General features: G+C 70.2%; 18 protein-coding genes. 2 read left to right on the top strand and 16 right to left on the bottom strand.

Features of this window, described 5'->3' with window-relative positions:
- Positions 1–108: 108 nt before the first annotated feature.
- The 10 genes from KOL93_RS13585 to KOL93_RS13540 form a co-directional block, all read right to left on the bottom strand.
- Positions 109–1,590, bottom strand: coding sequence for an aldehyde dehydrogenase family protein (locus KOL93_RS13585; protein ID WP_221585929.1), 1,482 nt, complete (start codon positions 1,588–1,590; stop codon positions 109–111).
- A gap of 112 nt (positions 1,591–1,702) precedes the next feature.
- Positions 1,703–2,620, bottom strand: coding sequence for a sugar phosphate isomerase/epimerase family protein (locus KOL93_RS13580; RefSeq protein ID WP_221585928.1), 918 nt, complete (start codon positions 2,618–2,620; stop codon positions 1,703–1,705).
- 1 nt (position 2,621) lies between these two features.
- Positions 2,622–3,404, bottom strand: a complete 783-nt coding sequence (locus tag KOL93_RS13575) for an SDR family NAD(P)-dependent oxidoreductase (RefSeq protein WP_221585927.1) — start codon at positions 3,402–3,404, stop codon at positions 2,622–2,624.
- A 55-nt stretch (positions 3,405–3,459) separates the two neighbouring features.
- Positions 3,460–4,269 carry an SDR family NAD(P)-dependent oxidoreductase gene (locus KOL93_RS13570; protein ID WP_221585926.1) on the bottom strand — a complete coding sequence of 270 codons (810 nt, stop codon included), beginning with the start codon at positions 4,267–4,269 and terminating at the stop codon, positions 3,460–3,462.
- Entirely contained in the window at positions 4,269–5,306 is a 1,038-nt protein-coding gene (locus tag KOL93_RS13565) for a sugar ABC transporter substrate-binding protein (RefSeq protein WP_221585925.1), read from the bottom strand. Before KOL93_RS13565 ends, KOL93_RS13570 begins: the two co-directional genes overlap by 1 nt.
- Before the next feature lie 43 nt (positions 5,307–5,349).
- Complete coding sequence (locus tag KOL93_RS13560) at positions 5,350–6,333, bottom strand: ABC transporter permease (RefSeq protein ID WP_221585924.1); 984 nt, start codon at positions 6,331–6,333, stop codon at positions 5,350–5,352.
- 1 nt (position 6,334) lies between these two features.
- Positions 6,335–7,846, bottom strand: a complete 1,512-nt coding sequence (locus tag KOL93_RS13555; protein WP_221585923.1) for a sugar ABC transporter ATP-binding protein — start codon at positions 7,844–7,846, stop codon at positions 6,335–6,337.
- Positions 7,843–8,910 (bottom strand): zinc-dependent alcohol dehydrogenase, encoded by a 1,068-nt coding sequence (locus KOL93_RS13550; protein WP_221585922.1) that lies wholly within the window; start codon positions 8,908–8,910, stop codon positions 7,843–7,845. Before KOL93_RS13550 ends, KOL93_RS13555 begins: the two co-directional genes overlap by 4 nt.
- Before the next feature lie 11 nt (positions 8,911–8,921).
- The gene (locus tag KOL93_RS13545) at positions 8,922–9,893 is read right to left on the bottom strand and encodes a transketolase family protein (RefSeq protein WP_221585921.1); all 972 of its coding nucleotides are present in this window, start codon (positions 9,891–9,893) and stop codon (positions 8,922–8,924) included.
- Positions 9,893–10,768, bottom strand: a complete 876-nt coding sequence (locus tag KOL93_RS13540; RefSeq protein WP_221585920.1) for a transketolase — start codon at positions 10,766–10,768, stop codon at positions 9,893–9,895. The genes KOL93_RS13545 and KOL93_RS13540 overlap by 1 nt, the downstream gene beginning before the upstream one ends.
- A gap of 227 nt (positions 10,769–10,995) precedes the next feature.
- On the opposite strand from KOL93_RS13540, the gene KOL93_RS13535 reads away from it, so the two are divergent.
- Positions 10,996–11,520 (top strand): MarR family winged helix-turn-helix transcriptional regulator, encoded by a 525-nt coding sequence (locus tag KOL93_RS13535; RefSeq protein WP_221585919.1) that lies wholly within the window; start codon positions 10,996–10,998, stop codon positions 11,518–11,520.
- A 108-nt stretch (positions 11,521–11,628) separates the two neighbouring features.
- Positions 11,629–12,729, top strand: a complete 1,101-nt coding sequence (locus KOL93_RS13530) for an NAD(P)-dependent alcohol dehydrogenase (protein ID WP_221585918.1) — start codon at positions 11,629–11,631, stop codon at positions 12,727–12,729.
- 63 nt (positions 12,730–12,792) lie between these two features.
- On the opposite strand, the gene KOL93_RS13525 is transcribed toward KOL93_RS13530, so the two are convergent.
- The 6 genes from KOL93_RS13525 to KOL93_RS13500 all read right to left on the bottom strand — a co-directional run bounded on the left by KOL93_RS13525 (position 12,793) and on the right by KOL93_RS13500 (position 18,839).
- Complete coding sequence (locus tag KOL93_RS13525) at positions 12,793–14,052, bottom strand: ABC transporter substrate-binding protein (protein ID WP_260406565.1); 1,260 nt, start codon at positions 14,050–14,052, stop codon at positions 12,793–12,795.
- 18 nt (positions 14,053–14,070) lie between these two features.
- Entirely contained in the window at positions 14,071–15,117 is a 1,047-nt protein-coding gene (locus KOL93_RS13520; RefSeq protein ID WP_221585917.1) for a branched-chain amino acid ABC transporter permease, read from the bottom strand.
- Positions 15,118–15,124: 7 nt separating this feature from the next.
- Positions 15,125–16,006, bottom strand: coding sequence for a branched-chain amino acid ABC transporter permease (locus KOL93_RS13515; protein ID WP_221585916.1), 882 nt, complete (start codon positions 16,004–16,006; stop codon positions 15,125–15,127).
- 1 nt (position 16,007) lies between these two features.
- The gene (locus KOL93_RS13510; protein ID WP_221585915.1) at positions 16,008–16,718 is read right to left on the bottom strand and encodes an ABC transporter ATP-binding protein; all 711 of its coding nucleotides are present in this window, start codon (positions 16,716–16,718) and stop codon (positions 16,008–16,010) included.
- Positions 16,705–17,487, bottom strand: a complete 783-nt coding sequence (locus KOL93_RS13505; RefSeq protein WP_221585914.1) for an ABC transporter ATP-binding protein — start codon at positions 17,485–17,487, stop codon at positions 16,705–16,707. The genes KOL93_RS13510 and KOL93_RS13505 overlap by 14 nt, the downstream gene beginning before the upstream one ends.
- Before the next feature lie 188 nt (positions 17,488–17,675).
- Positions 17,676–18,839, bottom strand: a complete 1,164-nt coding sequence (locus KOL93_RS13500) for an MBL fold metallo-hydrolase (RefSeq protein WP_221585913.1) — start codon at positions 18,837–18,839, stop codon at positions 17,676–17,678.
- Between the last annotated feature and the right edge of the window lie 9 nt (positions 18,840–18,848).

Below are 18,848 nucleotides of genomic sequence, written 5' to 3'. Positions count from 1 at the left end.
GGGCGGTCCGACCGGCTGGCGCGTGATCCGCGGCCCTCACCGCCAGACCCGATGCCAGCGGGCGAGAGGACAGACATCGCTGCGCTTCCGGGGTGTCGAACGCGACGCTCAGTGGTGCAGGCCCGCGAGCGCCTCCTCGTCGATCGTCGCCACCGAGTGGGTGTCCTGGAAGGCGCGGAGACCCTCGATGCCCATCTCGCGGCCGAAGCCCGACTGCTTCATCCCGCCGAACGGCGCCCGGTTGTCGAGGCGGGTGGCGCCGTGGTCGTTGATCCAGACGTAGCCGCAGGCGAGCTGCGCGGCGATGCGCTGGGCCGTTTCGGCAGACGCGGACCAGACGGATCCGCACAGCCCGCCCCACGTGTCGTTCGCGGCCGCGACCGCCTGCTCCTCATCGTCGAAGGGGAGGATCGGCACGACGGGGCCGAACTGCTCCTGCGTGACGACCCGCAGCGACGGATCCGGGTCGATGACGATCGCCGGACGCAGGAAGTGGCCGTCGGCGAGATCGCCGCCGGGAAGGGAACCGTACTCGCGCACCTCGGCGCCGGAGTCCTTCGCCTCCTGGATGAGCTCGGCGACGAACTCCATCTGGCGACGCTGGTGCAGCGGCCCCATCGTCGTGCCCTCGTCGACGCCGCGGCCGAGGACGACGCCGTGGAGGCGCGCTTCGAGCCCCGCGACGACCTCGTCGACGCGCGACCGATGCACGTACACCCGCTTGGCGTTCATGCAGATCTGCCCGGTCGTGTCGTAGATCGCGGCGAACAGGCGGTCGAGGTGCGTGTCGTCGATGACGGCATCCTCGGCGAAGATCGCCGCGTCGTTGCCGCCGAGCTCGAGCGTCACGCGCGTGAGCGACGATGCGGCGAGCTCCATCATCTTCTTGCCGCCGCCGACGCTGCCCGTGAAGCAGAGCTTGGCGACGTCGGGGCTCTGGATGAGGCGCCCCATCGCCGCGTCCTCGCCCGTCACGACGTTGAGCACGCCGTCGGGGAGCTTCGATGCGACGCGCGTGAGGAGGCGGGTCATCGCGAGCGGCGTCGAGGGCGGCGGCTTCACGATCGCCGTGTTGCCCGCGAGGAGCGCGTGGGGGAGCGACGCGCCGAGGATCGCGAGCGGCCAGTTGAACGGCACGATGAACGAGCACACGCCGAGGGGCTGGTAGCCGACCTCGACCTCGGTCGCGATCGCGCCCGGAACGACGGGGAGGGTGCGGGAGCCGTCGACCTCGCCGACGAGGTCGAGGGCGACGCGCCAGCGGATCTCGAACACGAGCGCGTCGATCCACGCCTCCATGCGGATCTTGCCGTTCTCGAGCGAGAGGATGCGCGCATCCTCGTCGCGGTCGGCGGCGACGTCGGCGATGGCCTCGGTCATGCGCTCGACGCGCTCCTCGGGGGTGAGCGCCGCCCACGGGTGGAAGGCCGCCTTGGCGGCGGCGATCGCGTGGGCCACGTCGTCTTCTGATGCGCTGGCGGCCTCGCCGACGAGGACGCTCGGCTGGGCGGGGTCGACGACGCGCAGCACGTCAGCCGTGGCGTGCTCCTCGCCGCCGATGAAGAGTGCGGTCTTCACGGTGTCTGGCATGGGTTCACATACCTCTCTGTGTGGCGCGGCGTCGGATGACGCCGCAGGATCTCGGGAAGGATCCCCGTCGCCCTCATCCTCCCGGTCGGGAGGCGGGGCGACAAGGGACGAATCAGGACTCGTGGGGGCTGTGGGCGCCGCGTCTCGCGCTGCGCGCCCACCCATCGCGCAGCAGCGCCGCGGCGCCGCGCGCGAGATGGATTCCGTCGCGGTACGGCTCGCGCCAGATCGCAAGGGCATCCTGTGCGGGCGGCGGCAGGATCGCCGCCGAGAACGCCTCGACACCCCACCTGCCGTCGTACCCGGCGTCGAGCGCGCCGGTGACGAGGGCGGGGACGTCGACGGCGCCCGCGCCCAGCGGACCGCGCCCCGACTGGCCGAGCTCGAGGAAGCGCAGGCGCGGAAGCGCCGCCCGGATCGCCCCGGCCATGTCGGTCTCCTCGACGGCCATGTGGAAGGTGTCGAGATGGATCCCGAGGTGCGCGGATCCGCTCGCCTCCGCGAACGCCATCGCCTGCTCCGCCGTGTTGACCAGAGGGGTCTCGTAGCGGTTGAGCACTTCGAAGGTCATCGCGATGCCGCGGGCGTGCGCGGCCTCCGCGACGTCTCCGACGGCCGCGGCCGCGCGCTGCCAGGAGTCGTGGTCCACGGGCGCGTGCCCGCGGGCGAAGACGCCGTAGGGCACGCCGTTGAGCTGGTCGGAGCCGAGCTCCTCGGCGAGGTCGACGGCGGCGCGCAGCGCCTCGGCGCCCGCCGCGCGCACCGCGGGATCCGGCGATGAGACATCGGCCGTCGGCGTCTGCCCCGCGATCGGGATCGCCGTGAGCCCGCGCTCGCCGCAGGCCCGGCGCATGCGGTCGGCGTCGAACGTCCCGGGGTCGACGGGAGGAAGCACGACCCGGCGGTATCCGACCCGCGCGAGCGCGTCGAGCGCCTGGTCGAGGAGCTCCGACGACGGATCCGCGAGCACGACGTTCAGGTGGCACGCGGCGTCGATCTCCGCCGGGATCACGCCCAGGTCACCCGCCATGTCAGAACACCGGCAGGTCGAGGCGCTGCTTGAACACGGAGTAGCCGTCTTCGACGCTCACGACGGTCCCGTTGATGACGCGCGACTCGTCCGAGGCGAGGAACGTGACGACGTCGGCGATCTCGTCGGGATCCGTGAGCGCTCCGCGCAGCTGCTCACCCGCGAACGTGGCCTTCAGCTCGTCGCTGAACTGGTTGATGATCGGCGTCGCGACGCGCCCCGGCGTGATGGCGACGGCGCGGATCCCGTGCTCGGCGAGCTCGTACGCGGCGGAGCGCGTGAAGGAGATCACGGCCGCCTTCGCGGCGCTGTAGGTGAACGACAGCTCGGCCGCCTGCTCGCCGTACACCGACGAGGTGCTGATGATGACGCCCCCCGTTCCCTGCTTCGCCATCTGCCGTCCGGCGGCGAGGATGCCGTAGTAGACGCCGTCCTGATCGACGCGCAGCAGACGGTGGTAGTCGGCCTCGGGGTCGTGGTCGAGCAGAGGTGCTCCGCCCGCGATCCCGGCGTTGTTGAAGATGACGTCGACGGCGCCGAACACCTCGACGGTGCGGGCGACCATCGCCTCGACATCCGCGAACTGCGACACGTCGACGCGCACGGCGTCGGCCTCGCCCGATGTGTCGGCATCGGCGATCTCCGCCGCAACGCGCTCGGCGCTCGCGAGATCGATGTCGGCGATCATCACCTTCGCGCCGGCGCGGGCGAAGGCGTGCGCCGTCGCGCGGCCGATGCCGCTCGCGGCGCCGGTGATGATCGCGGTCCTGTTGTCGAGCTTCATACGTCCTCCATCGGTGGGTGGGCGGGGCGTCGGCGCCGCGCCCACGGGAAATCGGTCAGAACCCGGTGTGCGACAGGGCGAGCGCCCCGCCGTCCACCGGAAGCGTCGCGCCCGTGACGAACGACGACGCGGGCGAGACGAGGAAGAGCATCGGCCCCTGGATCTCGGGCATCGTGCCCATCCGCCCGAGGGGGACGGTCTCGGCCCACCCCGCCTCCGCCGCCGGCGAGAGCTCCGTGCGGCCGTCGCCGATGCGCGTGCCCTTGATGGGGCCGGGCGCGAGGGCGTTGACGCGGATGCCCCGCGGGGCGAGCTCCAGCGCGACCTGCCGGACGAAGTTGAGGATCGCAGCCTTCGTCGTCACGTATCCGTACGAGACCATCGGATCCGTCCGCATCCCGGCCGTCGAGCTCGTGACGAGGATCCGTCCGCCCGGCTCGAGCACTCGGGCGGCCGCGCGGACCGTCTCGAACGTGCCCGTGAGGTTCGTCGCGAGGACCTCGTCCCATTCCGCGTCGGTGTAGCCGTCGAGCTCACCCCCGTCGCGATAGCTCATGCCGCCGGAGATCCCGGCGTTCGCGACGACGATGGTGGGACGGCCGACGTCGGCGATGATCTGGGAGAAGACGGCGTCCACGGCGCCGCGCTCGGCCTGGTCGACCGGGAACCCGTCGGCGCGTCCCCCCGCCGTGCGGATCCCCTCGACGACGGAGTCGACGCGCTCGGCGCGGCGGCCGAGCACCACGACGTGCGCACCGGCGGCGGCGAAGATCTCGGCGGCGGCCTGGCCGATGCCGCTCGAGGCCCCCGTCACGACGACGACGTCGCCGGTCAGGTCGGTGAGGCCGGGGAGGTCGACCGGCATCACGACACCCCGAGGGTCGGCTCGAAGTCCTCGACGTTGCTCGGGTCGATGAGCTCGGCCTCGACCTCGACGAAGTGCTCGTCGGGCAGTGTCGCGCTGTCGCGGTACTCGTTCATGGAACCGATCACCATGTCGACGACCTCGATCCAGTCCTGCGCGGCCGATCCGTACATCGGGCTGCCGGCTTCGATCTTCGCGGCCGTCTCGGCGAGCGCGTCGACGCCCGTGACGGGGATGTCGTCGCGTCCCGCCTCCTCGATGGCCTGGACGGCGCCCAGTGCGGCGTCGTCCCATCCGACCCACACGCCGTCAAGCCCGTCCGGGTTCGCCTGCAGGTAGTCGGTCACGAAGTTGAGCGCCTCCGTGCGACCGGTTCCGGGATCCAGCGCCTGCTTCATCTCGCCGCCGGCGATGTTCGCTCCTCCCTCCTCGAGGAGGTCGTACGCGATGCCGCTGCGGGTCTGGATGCCGACGTGCGGGTCGTGGCCGATGACCATGACGTCCTTGCCGTCGAGCCCGCCCATCGCCTCCTCGAGGCCTCCGACCGTGACCTCCGCGAGCTGCTGCTGGTCGAACGTGACGTCCTGCACGAAGTCGTCGTTCGGCTCGACTCCGCCGTCGATCGAGAAGATCGGGATCCCCGCGCTGTCGGCCGCCTGCACGAGCGGCGCGATCTGCCGCGGATCCGGGAAGCCCGCGAGGATCGCGTCGGCGCCCTGCGTGATGGCGGTCTGGACGTCGCTGTTGATCTTGTCGTAGTCGAACTGGCTGGTGTAGAGGGTCACCTCCCATCCCTCCTCCTCGCCCTTCTCGACGAAGTCGTCGAGGGTGAGTTTGCCGCCGGGCGTCGCGTAGCCGGCGGTGAAGGCGGCGACCGTGAAGACGCCGTCGTCGCCCATCCCGTCGGACTTCTGCTCGCTCGCGGTCTCGTCGCCCGACGACATGCCGGTGTCGACGGAACAGCCCGCGAGAGCGGCGAGGGCGAGCGCCCCCGTGCCGGCCGCGGCCAGTGTGCGTGTCATTCGTGTCGTGCGCATCGTGAAACTCCTTCGTGTCGTGATGCCAGGGGGAGCGGTTCGCTCAGGTGGTCCTGCTCTTGAGGCTCGACAGCAGCACCGCGGCGATGATGATGACGCCGATCAGCACCTGCTGGATGTACGTGTTGACGCCGATGATGTTGAGGCCGTTCTGCACGACGCCGATGATCGCGACGCCGATGAGCGATCCGCCGACGTTGGCGCGGCCCGAGCGCAGCAGCGTCATGCCGAGGAACACGGCGGCGACGGCGTACATCATGAGGTTGTCGGCGCCGCCGGACCCCGCACTGCCGAGACGGCTGACGAGGATGACCCCCGCGAGCGCCGACAGCACACCGGCGGAGACGAATGCGAGCATGCGCGTCGGCCGCACCGCGACGCCGGACAGGCGCGCCACCTCGGCGTTGCCGCCGATCGCGTACCACTTGCGTCCGATCGTCGTGAACCGCAGGACCAGCCAGACGAGGATGGCGATCGCGATCGCGTAGACGACGGGGAAGGGGAGCCCGTTGACACGCGCCTGTCCGATGACGCCGAACACCTCCGGCCAGCCGTACAGCGTCGAGCCGTCGGTGACGATGAGGGTCAGCCCCATGCACGTCGTCATCATCGCGAGCGTCACGATGAACGGCGACAGCGAGAAGTAGGCCACGAGGATGCCGTTCACTGCTCCGATCGCGGCGCCGACCGCGAGGGCGATGAGGATCGCCGTCGGGATGGGCGTGCCGCCGATCATGAGGGCGCCGGCGGTCGCCCCTGCGAGCGTCGCGGTCGTGCCGACGGACAGATCGAAGTCGCCGACCACCATGACGATCGTCTGGGCGATCGCGATGATCGCGAGGATCGCGACCTGGTACAGGATGTTCGTGACGTTCCCCGGGGTCAGGAACACCCCGCCGCCGATCGTCGTGAATACGACGACCAGCGCGACGAGCGCGATGATCGTGCTGCTCTGCCAGATCCACGGGAGCACGGGCTTCTTCTCCGGCGCCGCCGCCTGGACCGTGAGCGTGTCTGTCTGCGCCATGTCAGGCGCTCCTTCCGTATGCGTGGGTGAGGACGATCTCCTCGTCGGCGGTCGCGGCGTCCAGCTCGCCCGCGACCCGCCCCTCGTGCATGACGAGGATCCGATCGGACAGTCCGATGAGCTCGGGGATCTCGCTGCTCACGACGACGACGGTCGTCCCGCCGGCCGCGAGCTCGCGGATGAGCCGATAGATCTCGGCCTTCGTGCCGACGTCGATGCCGCGCGTCGGCTCGTCCATGAGCAGGACGCGGGGACCCCGTGCGAGCATCTTGGCGAGCACGACCTTCTGCTGGTTTCCGCCCGACAGCTGTCCCACCGGCTGACGCGCGCTGCTCGCCTTGATCCGCAGATCGCTCATCGCGCTCGCCGCGAGCTTCGCGATGCGCCGCCCGGACACGACGCCTCCGGGGGAGACCGACGCGAGGTTCGGGATCGAGATGTTCTCGTCGATGGGGGAGGTGAGGATCACTCCCTGGCTGCGCCGCTCTTCTGGGACGAGCGCGAGTCCCGCGTCGAGCGCCTGTCCAACGCTTCTGCCGCGGAACGGGGAGCCGCCGACGGTCACCGATCCGCCCACCCGCTTCTGCGCGCCGGCCAGGAGGCGCAGCAGCTCGCTGCGTCCCGACCCCGCCAGTCCGCCGATGCCGACCACCTCGCCCCGGCGCGCCGTGAAGGACACGTCGCGGACGCGCGAGCCGGTGAGGGCGTCGACGCCGAGCACCACCTCCTCCGTCGCGGTGCCGCGCGGTGGGTAGAGGTCGCTCTGCTCGCGCCCGACCATCGTCGAGATCACGCCGTCGATGGTCGACTCGCCGACCGTCTGCGTGAGCACCGACTTCCCGTTGCGCATGACCGTGAGCCGGTCGCAGATCTCGAACACCTCCTCGAGGCGATGCGAGACGTACACGATCGCGACGCCCTCCTCGCGCAGACGCCGGAGCACTCGGAAGAGGTCCTCGATCTCCGTGTCGGTGAGCGAGGCGGTCGGCTCGTCGAGGATCAGCACGCGCGCATCGATCGACAGGGCGCGCGCGACCGAGACCATCGTCTGCTGCACCGGCGAGAGGTCGCCGGCGAGTCGTCGCAGCGGGATCCGCTGTCCGAGACGGATGAGCTGCTGCCCCGCGCGCCGTCGCATCTCGCCCCAGCGCACGATCCCCGCCGTCGACGGCGGTCCCTCGCCGAGGGAGATGTTCTCGGCGACGCTGATCGACGGGATGATCGACAGCTCCTGATAGAGGGCGACGACGCCGGCGCGGTTGGCGGCCCGCACGTTCGGGAACTCGGCGCGCTCGCCGCCGACGAGCACGTCGCCGGCGTCGTGGCGGTGGATCCCCGTGATGATCTTGATGAGCGTCGACTTCCCGGCGCCGTTCTCGCCGAGGAGCGCGTGGATCTCGCCCGGCCGGACCTCGAGGTCGACGCCGCGCAGGGCCTGCACGCCCTCGAAGTGCTTCGTGATGCCGCGCGTCTCGAGCGCGGCCGTCACGGGAGGGGCGGTGAGGGTCGTCATCGCGCACCCGCCTCGGCGGCGTCGCCGCACCGGATGAGGACCTTCGGGTGCGCGCCCGACACGTGGGCCGCGAAGGCCTCGGCGGCGTCGTCGATGTCGAACACGGCGGCCGTGAACTCGTCCAGGTCGAGCAGCGGCAGGAGCTGCAGCGCGCGGGGGAACGCGTACGGCGAGACGAAGACGCCCGTCAGGGTGAGCTCCTTGAGATAGAGGAAGTCAGAGAGGTTGAGCGGCATCTCGAAGTCCTCGGGGTACATCGCCCCGTAGACGACCGTCGCCCCGTGCGCCGCGATGTCGAGCAGACCGCGCACCGCGCGCGGGGAGCCGGAGGCGTCGACGACGACGTCGTAGCCCGCTCCGAGCGTGATCTCGTCGGCCCGCGCCCGCTGGTCCTCGGCGACGGGGTCGATGACGTGCTGGGCGCCGTGCCGCAGCGCCATCTCGCGGCGCTCGGCGATCGGCTCGATGAGCGTGAGCGACGTCGCGCCCGACCGCGCGAGCACCTGCAGCGCCAGCTGGCCGATCGGGCCGCCGCCGCAGATGGCGACGCGGTCGCCGGCGCGTACCCGCGCCTTGTCGGCGATGCGCACGGCGACCGACGTGGGTTCGAGAAGGCACCCCGTCCGCAGCGAGACCTCATCGGGGAGCTTCTGCACCTGCGACTCGTGCCACGTGACGGTCTCGGCCATGCCCGGGCGGTTGTACTCCTGCAGGCGCTCGCAGAACTGCTGCGATCCCGACTGGCAGGCGCGGCAGGCGCCGCAGAAGCGCACGAAGTTCCCCGACACCCGGTCGCCGACGGCGAGGCCGTTCGTCGTCGCGCGCTCGCCGAGCGCCTCGACGACGCCGGAGATCTCGTGGCCGAGGCCGATCGGGACGTCGGTGCCGAAGAAGCCCTCGGCCAGGTGAGGATCGGATCCGCAGATGGCCGCGTAGGCGACGCGGATCCGCACGTCCTCCGGGCCCAGCTCGGGCACGGGCAGGTCCACGAGGCCGATCTCTCCGCGCGCGGCGGGATCGGGATCGCGGAGGCTGCCGATGCGGGTGACGGCGACGGTCTTCATCCGGGCGCCCCTCACGCCGCGACCGTCTGGCCGACGGCGCGGCGCAGCGCGTCGATCGTGGCGGACATTCCGTAGCCGTGCTTGTCGCGGAGCTGCTCGTCCTCGCCGAAGCCGGCGTAGACCTGCGGGATGCCGAGGCGCTCGAACGAGGCGAGGTCGATCCCGCGGTCGGCGACGACGTCGGCGATCCGGGTCGCGAGTCCGCCGTAGGACAGATGGTCCTCGAGGACGACGAAGCGTCCTCCTGTCTCCGCGGCCGAGCTCTGCACGAGGTCGGCATCGATGGGCTTGAGCGTGAACATGTCGACGACGCGCACCGAGATGCCCTCCTCCGCGAGGGCGTCCGCCGCGTCGAGAGCCTGCGCGACCGTCGTGCCGTGCGTGAAGAGCGTGACGTCGGATCCGTCGCGCGCGACGATGCCGCGTCCGATCCGCACGTCGTGCTCGCCCGGTCCGTACAGGACCCTGTCCTTCTTGCCGACGGCGAGGCGGATGTAGATCGGCCCGTCCATCGCCATCGACTGCCGCAGGACCTCGCCGACCATGGCGGGGTCGCCGATCGACGTCACCGTCATGTTGGTGAGCGAGCACATGAGGCCGAGATCCTCGACCGCGTAGTGCGTGGACCCGCCGTTGCCGACCAGACCGCCGTGCGTGCCGATGATCTTGACGGGGAGGTTCGGATAGCAGACGTCGGAGCGGACCTGCTCAAGCGCTCGCATCGACAGGAACGGGAGCATGCCCGACACCACGGGGATGTTCCCGTCGTACGCGAGACCCGCGGCGACGCCGACGCACGCCTGCTCGGCGAGCCCCACGTCGACGAATCGGTCGGGGAACCTCTCGCGGAACTCGACCAGCGTCGCGCCGATGTCGGGCGTGAGCACCCACAGGTCGTCGCGCTCCGCGCCGATCTCGGCGAGCGTGGATCCGATCACCGAGCGCGCCGACAGCATCTCTCCGAATGTGAACGTGTTCGGCATCAGACCGTCTCCTTCTTCCTCGACGCCTCGAGCGACGCGAGCGCGCGCTCGAGGTCCTCTGCTCCGAGCGAGCCCGCGTGCCACGCGAGATTGCGCTCCATGAAGTCGACGCCCTTGCCCTTGACCGTCTCGCAGATGATCACGGTCGGGACGTCGCTGTCGGGCGCCGGCAGGGCGTCGATCGCGCCGACGAGCTGCGACATGTCGTGGCCGTCGACCTCGACGACGTTCCAGCCGAAGGCGCGCCACTTGTCGGGGTACGGCTCGAACATCACGCGCTCCTCCGCGAAGCTCGTCATGAGCTGACGGTTGCGATCGACGATCGCGACGAGGTTTCCGAGCCGATTGCTGCGCCCGGCCATGACCGCCTCCCACACGGATCCCTCGCCCGTCTCACCGTCGCCGAGCAGCGTCACGACGCGGTGGTCCTCGCGGCGGCCGCGCGCGCTGAGCGCCATGCCGACCGCGAGCGGGAGCCCGTGTCCGAGCGATCCGGTCGAGCACTCGACGCCGGGGAGCTGCACCTTGCACGGGTGCATGCCGTAGGCGCTGTCGAGCTGTCCGTAGGTCGCGACGATGTCGTCGTACTCGAAGAACCCGCGCATCGCCATCGCGATGTACATGCAGACCGCCGCGTGCCCCTTGCTCAGCACGAACCGGTCGCGCGAGGGGTTGCGGATGTCGCTCGGGTCGACGCGGAGACCGTGGTGGAACAGCGCCGTGAGGATGTCCGCCACCGACATGTCGCCGCCGATGTGGACGGCTCCCTCGTAGGTGCCGCAGAGCTGCAGCAGCTTGCGCCGCAGCTCATAGGAGAGATCCTCGAGCTCGTCGACGGTGTGTCGCGGGCCGGAATCGAGGACTGCCTGGGCCATGGATCGTGCCTCCTCGTGATCGAGGTCGGCGACGGCATCGTGCGGATGTCATCGTCGACGTTCTCGCAGTGCTTCCGGGAGCCGTCATCGGATCCCGTGGTCAGGAACGTAGCACCATCGTGTTTAGGTGTAAACAGGAATGTAGATAAACATGTTCGATAACTGTCGGCGAACGATCAGGCCTGCGACAATGGCGCGACGATGGCCAGCCGCGAGAAGGGGACCGCATGAGCGAGGGTGACGAATCGGGGAGCGGACGCAGGCCGAGCTACGAGGTTCCGCCCGGGGCTCTGACCGAGCCGCTGGCGGACGCGCTCGTCGCCGACCGCTTCACCCCACGTCTGCTCGCGCTCCTGTCGAACGCCCTCGTCTGGCGCGAGTCGCATGAGCTGCGTCGGCAGGTCGGACTCGGCACCAACGACTGGCGCGTGGTCTCCGCCCTCGCGACGAACCCCGGACAGTCCGCGACCGCGGTCACGTCGTTCCTCGGCGTCAACAAGGCCGTCGTCTCGAAGAGCGTCAGCACCCTGCGCGATCGCGGCCTCATCGTGCTCGGCGACGGCCCCCGCGGGTCCCGCCCGATGTTCCTCACGGACGCTGGCGCCGACATGCACCACGTGATGCAGCCGATCTCGGCGCGGGGCGAGGAGATCATCCTCGAGGGGATGAGCGCCCAGGAGGTCACGGCGTTCGACGACCTGCTCCGCAGCATGCTCGTGCGGGTGCGGACGGCCGGCGCCGCCGAGGGGTGACGGCCGAGTTCCGCGTGGGCGGGAGACGGCCTTCCCGCGCTCCGCTCACCCGGCTAGCGTCTGCCGTACAGCCCATGGCGCGCGTGCGCGCCGACGAGAGGAGAGTCGATGAAGACCACCGCAGCTGTCGTCCGAGAGAAGGGCGGATCCTTCGCATGGGAGGACGTCGAGCTCGATGAGCTCCGGCCGTCCGAGGTGCGGGTGCGCCTCGTGGCCACCGGCGTGTGCCATACCGATGCCGTCGTGCGCGACCAGATCTACCCCACCCCGCTCCCGGCCGTGCTCGGACACGAGGGGGCCGGCATCGTCGAGAGCATCGGATCCTCCGTGACGACCGTCGCGCCGGGCGACCACGTGGTGCTCTCGGTCAGCACCTGCGGCACGTGTCGACACTGCCTGACGGGCGGATCCACGTACTGCGAGAGCCTCTACGACCGCAACTTCGGCGGCACGCGCACCGACGGATCCACGGCGTTCACGGATGCCTCCGGCGCGTCGCTCTCGTCGCACTTCTTCGGCCAGTCGTCATTCGCGGCCCACACGAACGCCGACGAGCGCTCGGTCGTGAAGGTCGGAGACGACGTGCCGCTCGAGATGCTCGGTCCGCTCGGGTGCGGGATCCAGACGGGCGCGGGCGCGGTCATGAACTCGCTGCGTCCCGAGGCGGGATCCACGCTGGCCGTGTTCGGGGCGGGCGCCGTCGGTCTCGCGGCCGTACTCGGCGCCGTCGCCGTGGGCGTCGGCCGCGTGATCGCCGTCGACGTCAACCCCGACCGGCTCGCCCTCGCCGAGGAGCTCGGGGCGACCGACACGATCGATGCGCGAGACGGCGACGTCGCCGACCGCATCAGGGATCTGACGGGTGACGGCGTCGAACACGCGCTCGAGACCTCCGGCGTCTCGACCGTCCTGCGGCAGGCCGTCGACTCGCTCGGCGTCCGCGGCACGGTCGGTGTCGTGGGAGCGCAGGCGCCGGGGACCGAGACAGCCTTCGAGACGGGCCTGTCGATGACGCGCGGGTGGTCGCTCCAGATGATCATCGAAGGCGACTCCGTGCCGCAGGTGTTCATCCCGCGCCTCATCGAGCTCTGGAAACAGGGCCGCTTTCCCTTCGACAAGCTCATCCGCGAGTTCCCCATCGGCGAGATCGACGAGGCGTTCGCGGCGTCCGCTCGGGGCGAGGTCATCAAGCCCATCGTCCGTTTCTGACCGATCGCGTCCTGCACGGCGGTGCCCCGACCCACAGGGCCGGGGCACCGCCGCTGCGCGGGATCAGCCGAAGGACTCGGCGGTGTCGTATCCGGCGCCGTTGTACTTCTGCACGACGAGGCTCGAGACGGCCGGCTGGCCGTCCTGCGTCGTGTCGACGGACGTGCCCTCGAGCATGAGCGGCGCCTCGAGTCCGGAGATGCCGCGGAGCGCCTCCATGAAGGAGTCGCGCGTCGGCTCCTCCATGTTCATGAACGCCTCTTCGAGCGTCGCGCCGACCATGTAGCTCCACATGCAGTGGGGGAAGTCGGGCGTCGTCGTGTACTCGCCGGAGTACTCCTCGAGCGAGGTGAGGAAGGTCTGGACGTCCTCATCCTCGGCGTATGCCGGCGACTGCGGTGCCTTCGCGAACGACACGGAGTAGAACCCGTCGTCGGCGTTCGCCCCCGCCGGGTCGAGGATCGCGGCGGGGCTCGACGTGTTCGACGGAAGGAACCAGCTGGGCGACCAGCCGAGCTCCTTCGTCTTCTCGATGGACGAGATGACGAGCGGCGTGATCGACATGGCGTTGAAGAACACGTCGGCGTCGGTGCCGGCGAGCTCCGTCAGCTGCGCGTCGACCGAGGTGTCGGTCGCCTCGTACGTGAGCTCCTCGACGATCTCGACGCCGGTGCCGTCGATGGCCTCCTGGAAGCCCTCGAGGTAGCCCTCGCCGTAGTCGTCATTCTGGTAAAGGACGGCGACCGTGATGTCCTCGCCCGACTCGGCGAGCATCTCGCCGAACGCGGCGCCCTCGTTCATGTAGGTCGGGACGAAGCCGATCTGCCACGGGCTCTCGGCCTGGTCGGAGAACAGCGGGTCACCCGTCTGGATGAGGACCTGCGGCACCTCCTGGTCGATCGCGGCCTCGCGATAGGCGCGGTTGGTCGGCGTGCCGAGGCCTGAGGTGAAGGCGAACACATCGGAGTTGTTCTGCTGGAAGTTCTGCAGCGCCTTCTGCGGGTCGTACGCGTCGTCCCACGCCTCGATCTCGACGGTGCGCGTGTTCCCGTCGCCGAACTCGATGCCGCCTTCGTCGTTGCGCTCGCCCATATACGCGACGAGGCCCGCGACCGTGCAGGTGCCGGGGCCGGCCGTCGCGCCGGAGAGCGGGGTGGTGATGCCGAGGGTGATCGAGTCGTCGGTGATTCCGGGGCTCGACGCGGCGCCGTCCTCGCCTCCTCCGCCCGTGTCATCGCGTCCGCATCCGGAGAGCGCGAGGGCGAGTGCGGAGCCCATCGCCACGACGCCGAGGGCGCGTGCGGTTCGTGTGCTGTGGATCATGAGGAACCTCTCTGTTCGTCAATCTGAGGGTGCCGGATCTCCGCTGGGCGCGCTGACGGCGCGCTGGCGTCGGAGGAGCCGGCGGATGCGGTGCGGGATGCTCGCGAGTCCGCCCGGGAGGACGAACAGCACGAGAAGGAGGATCGCGCCTTGGATCAGCGCGGTGAGCGTCGGGGCGAGCTCGTTGGTGAAGCTCGGGACGAACACGTAGTACATGCCGCCGAGGAGGGAACCGACGATGCTCGCGGCCCCGCCGACGACCATGGCGGCGAGCAGGCTGATGGAGTGGTGGAACGCGAGGGTCTCGGGGCTCGTGTACTGGATGACGACCATGTACAGGAAGCCGGCGACACCGCCGATGAGGGCGGCGATCGTGAACGCCATCACCTTGTAGCGGTAGGGCGAGATGCCCATCGACTTCGCGACGTTCTCGTTCTCCTTGACGATCGCGAGCGCGCGGCCGAACTTGCCCCGCGTGAAGTTGGCGACGAGCGCGAAGACGGCCGCCGAGATGGCGAGCACGATGTAGTACTGCCACTGGTCGTCGGCGAGCCCCGACCACTCGGGGGCGCCGGAGAAGCGCGCCGAGATGCCCTGCGATCCGCCCGTGACATCCGAGAGCCGCTTCGCGAGCGGCACGCCGATGATCGGCAGCGCGATCGTGACCATGGCGAGACCGAGCCCGCCGAGGCGGGCGGCGGCGAACGCGATGATGAGTCCCGTGACGCCCGGCAGCACGAAGGCGGCGATGAACGTCAGGACGATCGGCCACTCGTGCTCCACGCCGTACGCCGTGACGTAGGCGCCGAAGCCGACGAAGAAGATCTGGCCCAGCGACACCTGGCCGGTGTAGCCCATGACGACGTTGAGCCCGAGCACCGCGACGGCGAAGACGCCGATGCGCGCGAGCATCTGGTTCGTCTCGACGGCCATCACCAGCGGGGCGACGACGAGGGCGATCGCGATGGCGACGCCGATCGCCAGGAGCCACCATCGCCGCCGCGGGTTCGCGGGGCGCGTGGTCAGGGGCGCCGTGAGGTCGGTCGCCGACAGGTTCGGAGTCATGAAGGCCTCACACTCGCACCACGGTCTTGCGCCCGAACAGGCCCTGCGGCCTCACGAGCAGCACGATGAACAGCAGGATGAACGGCACGGCGATCTTCAGATCGTGGCCGATGGCCGGAATGTAGACGGCCGCGAGGTTCTCGAGCACGCCGATGATCAGCGCCGCGACGACGACGCCGAAGGGGCTCGAGAGGCCGCCGAGGATGACGGCAGCCAGCGCGTAGACCAGGATGTTGTCGAGCATGCCCGGAGTGAGCGACAGGCGCGGCGCGATGAGGGATCCGGCGACGGCGCCGAGCGCGGCGGCGAGCCCCCAGCCGACCATGAGCAGGCGACCCACGGGGATCCCCGAGAGCGCCGCCGAGGCCGGGTTGTCGGCGACGGCGCGCAGCGCCAGGCCGAGCTTCGTGCGACGGAACAGCACCTGCAGCAGACCCATGATCGCGATGATCACGAGGAACGTGCCGAGCGACCGCCAGCTCACCGTCGCCCCGAGGAACGAGAAGGACTCGTTGGGGAACAGCCACGGGAGGCGCAGGTTGTTGTAGGACCAGAGCCAGCCCGAGATGCCGGTGAGGAGCGTGAGGAGGCCCACCGTCACGACGATCGCGGTGTCGGGATCCCCGCCCTCGAAGCGCCGGATGAGGAAGCGTTCGACGAGCGCGCCGAGCACGAATCCTGCGAGGACGGCGAGCAGGACCGCGACGTAGATCGGCAGACCGAGTCCGACGAAGCCGAATGCGAAGTAGGCCGACAGGACGGCCATGCCGCCCTGCGCGAAGTTGATCATTCCCGTCGACTGGTTGACGAGCACGATCGCGAGGCCGAGGGCCGCGTAGATCGCCCCCATGGCGAGGCCGTCGACGACGAGCTGGATGAATGTTCCCATGTCAGCCTCCCAGGTACGCCTTGCGGATCTCGTCGCGTCCCTTGAGCTCCTCCGTCGTGCCGCTGAGGACGCTGCGCCCCGTCTCGAGCACCGTGGCGGAGTCGACGACGCGGAACGCGAGGTTCGCGTTCTGCTCGACGACGAGCATCGCGATGCCGGACTCGCCGCGGAGGCGCTCGATGGCGTCGTAGACGTCCTTCGCGGTGGAGGGCGCGAGGCCGAGGGAAGGCTCGTCGAGCACGAGCAGCGTCGGCTTCGCCATGAAGGCGCGAGCGACGGCGAGCATCTGCTGCTCGCCTCCGGACAGCGCGGACGCGTTCTGGGAGATGCGCTGGGCGAGGTTCGGGAACAGATCGAGCAGGAAGTCGATGTCGTCGCCGAGCGCATTCCGGTCGCGCCGCAGATACGCCCCGACGAGCAGGTTCTCGCGCACTGTGAGGTTCGGAAGCGTGCCGCGGCCCTCCGGCACGTGCGCGATGCCGAGCGCGGCCGTCTTCTCGGGGCCGAGCGACGTGATGTCGGTCCCGGCGAAGGTGATCCGCCCGCCGACGTTCACGGTTCCGCTGATCGCGCGGAGCGTGGTGGTCTTGCCTGCACCGTTCGCCCCGAGGATCCCGACCGCTCCGCCCTCCGGCACCGAGAGCGAGACGCCCTCGAGCACCTTCACGCGGCCGTAGGCGGCCGTGACGTCGGTGAGTTCAAGCAGCGTCATCAGCGGCCTCCGTTCCGAGATATGCCTCGATCACCCGCGGGTCGGCCTGCGCCTCGGCCGCGGTCCCCTCCATCAGCTTGCTGCCGTGGTCGAGGACGATGACGCGGTCGGTCAGCTCGGCGATGAGGGTCATGTTGTGCTCGACGACGATGATGGTCATGTCGTTCTCGGCGGCGAGGCGGCGCACGGTGCGGATGAGCTGATCGACCTCTCCCTGCGACAGGCCGGCCGCCGGTTCGTCGAGAAGGAGCAGCGAGGGGCGCGACATGCGTGCACGGCACAGCTCGACGCTCTTGTGGAGACCGTGGGACAGCTCGTCGGCGCGGGAGTTCGCGGCCCACCCGAGCCCCTGCTCCTCGAGGAGGGCGAGGGCCTCGTCGCGTGTCTCGCGTTCGCGACGGCCGGTCGGGGGGATCCGCAGCGACCACGCGAGGGGGCCGCCCGGGAGTCGGGTGTGGCCGCCGAGCATGACGTTCTCGAGCACGGTGTGATTGAGCTGCAGCGCGGGGTGCTGGAAAGTGCGCGCGAGCCCGCGCCGGTTGAGCTGCGACGGAGGAGACCCGGCGATCTCGTCGTCGTCGAAGCGGATCGACCCCGAGGTCGGGCGGTAGTGCCCGCTGATGCAGTTGAACAGGGAGGTCTTGCCGGCGCCGTTCGGTCCGACGAGTCCGAGGATCTTCCCCGGCTCGGCCTCGAACGTCACGTCGGTCAGCACTGTCACCCCTCCGAACCGGAGGTTGACGTCGGTCAGCGCCAGGTGTGTCGCCATCGTTCAGTCCTCAGAACACGCCATCGTGCGGGTGGATCCGCTCGGGTCGCGGATCCCTCTGCCAGAGAGTACATCCGGCCACGTTGGTAATGTCAACAATTTTGTGGCAAATCGTGACCATGCCGTCATCTCACGGATGCGCCCCGCGAGACCACGTGGTGTCTCGCGGGGCGCGGGGGCGGTTAGCGTCAGCCGAGAGGTACGACGTCGAGGTCGCGGGCGACCACCAGGCGTCCGCTGAACCCCTTGCCGGCGCGCCGGTACTGCGGTGTCGCGCCGTCGCCCGGCACGAGGTGATGCAGGACGAGCGTGCCGGCTCCCGCCGCTTCCGCGACGGCGCCGACGTCCTCGATCGTCGTATGCGCCTCGATCAGGTGCGTCAGCGTCGCCTGCTGTGCGGGCGTCCGCGGCTCGGGGAAGCGCGCCTCCGCCCACTCCCGGTCGATCACCTCGTGCGCGAGCACGTCGGTGTCCCGCGCGAGCTCGATGAGGTTCTCGGACGGTGCGGTGTCTCCGGAGATGGTGACGGATCCGTGGTCGGTGTCGAAGCGGAACGCGAACGCCGGGAACACGGGCGAGTGCTCGACGAGCGTGGCCGTGACGCGCACGCGCGAGTCCTCGTGGACGAGGAACGGGCTGATGCGCGGCATCGGGGCGTGATCGACCGGGGCGTCGACGCCGCTCGGCAGCGCGATGTCGTGCGGTGCGAACACGGCTCGCGGGTCGGCGCCGCCGCTTCCGCGCGTGCGCTCGTTGAGATCCTGCGCGAAGCCCTCGATGGCGCGCTGGGTCATCGTCACCGTCCCGGGCGTCGGGTCGGCCGGCGCGATGAGGGGCGGCTCCTCGCGGTCGCCGAGCACGGGCGGAAGGCCGCCGCGATCGCCGGGGCCGTAGATCGGCACGGGCGCGGCGGGATCGGTGATGCCGTTCCAGATGCCGTTGATGATCAGCGACGAGAACTCCGCGAGGTGATCCGAGTGCATGTGGGTGAGGAACACACCGGCGAGGCCGTCGAGCGGCCGCGCCGACGGGCCGGTCGTCGTGCTCAGCCGGGCTTCGGCCATCTTGCCGATGGCGCCATGGCCGAGATCGACGACGTAGAAGGCGTCGCCGACGACGACGGCCGACGAGATGCCGGAGCGGTCGCGGTAGACGGTCGGGCCGCCCGCCGTTCCCAACAGGACGAGGCTGGCTCCGCCGCGGTTGATGGGGCGCTGGGTGCGGACGGGTGCCGGCGCGGCGGCCGCCCCGGTCGTGGCGGCGGTCGCGAGTCCCGCGACGGTCGTGACGCCGGCTGCGGTCATGAGCTGTCGGCGTGACAGCCCGCGTGGGGTGTCGTGGTGGTCAGGCATGGGAGAGTC

Origin of the sequence: Microbacterium salitolerans (assembly GCF_019720895.1) — a bacterium.
In the GTDB taxonomy this organism is placed as follows: Bacteria; Actinomycetota; Actinomycetes; order Actinomycetales; family Microbacteriaceae; genus Microbacterium.
This window is presented reverse-complemented; position numbering and strand designations above follow the sequence as displayed.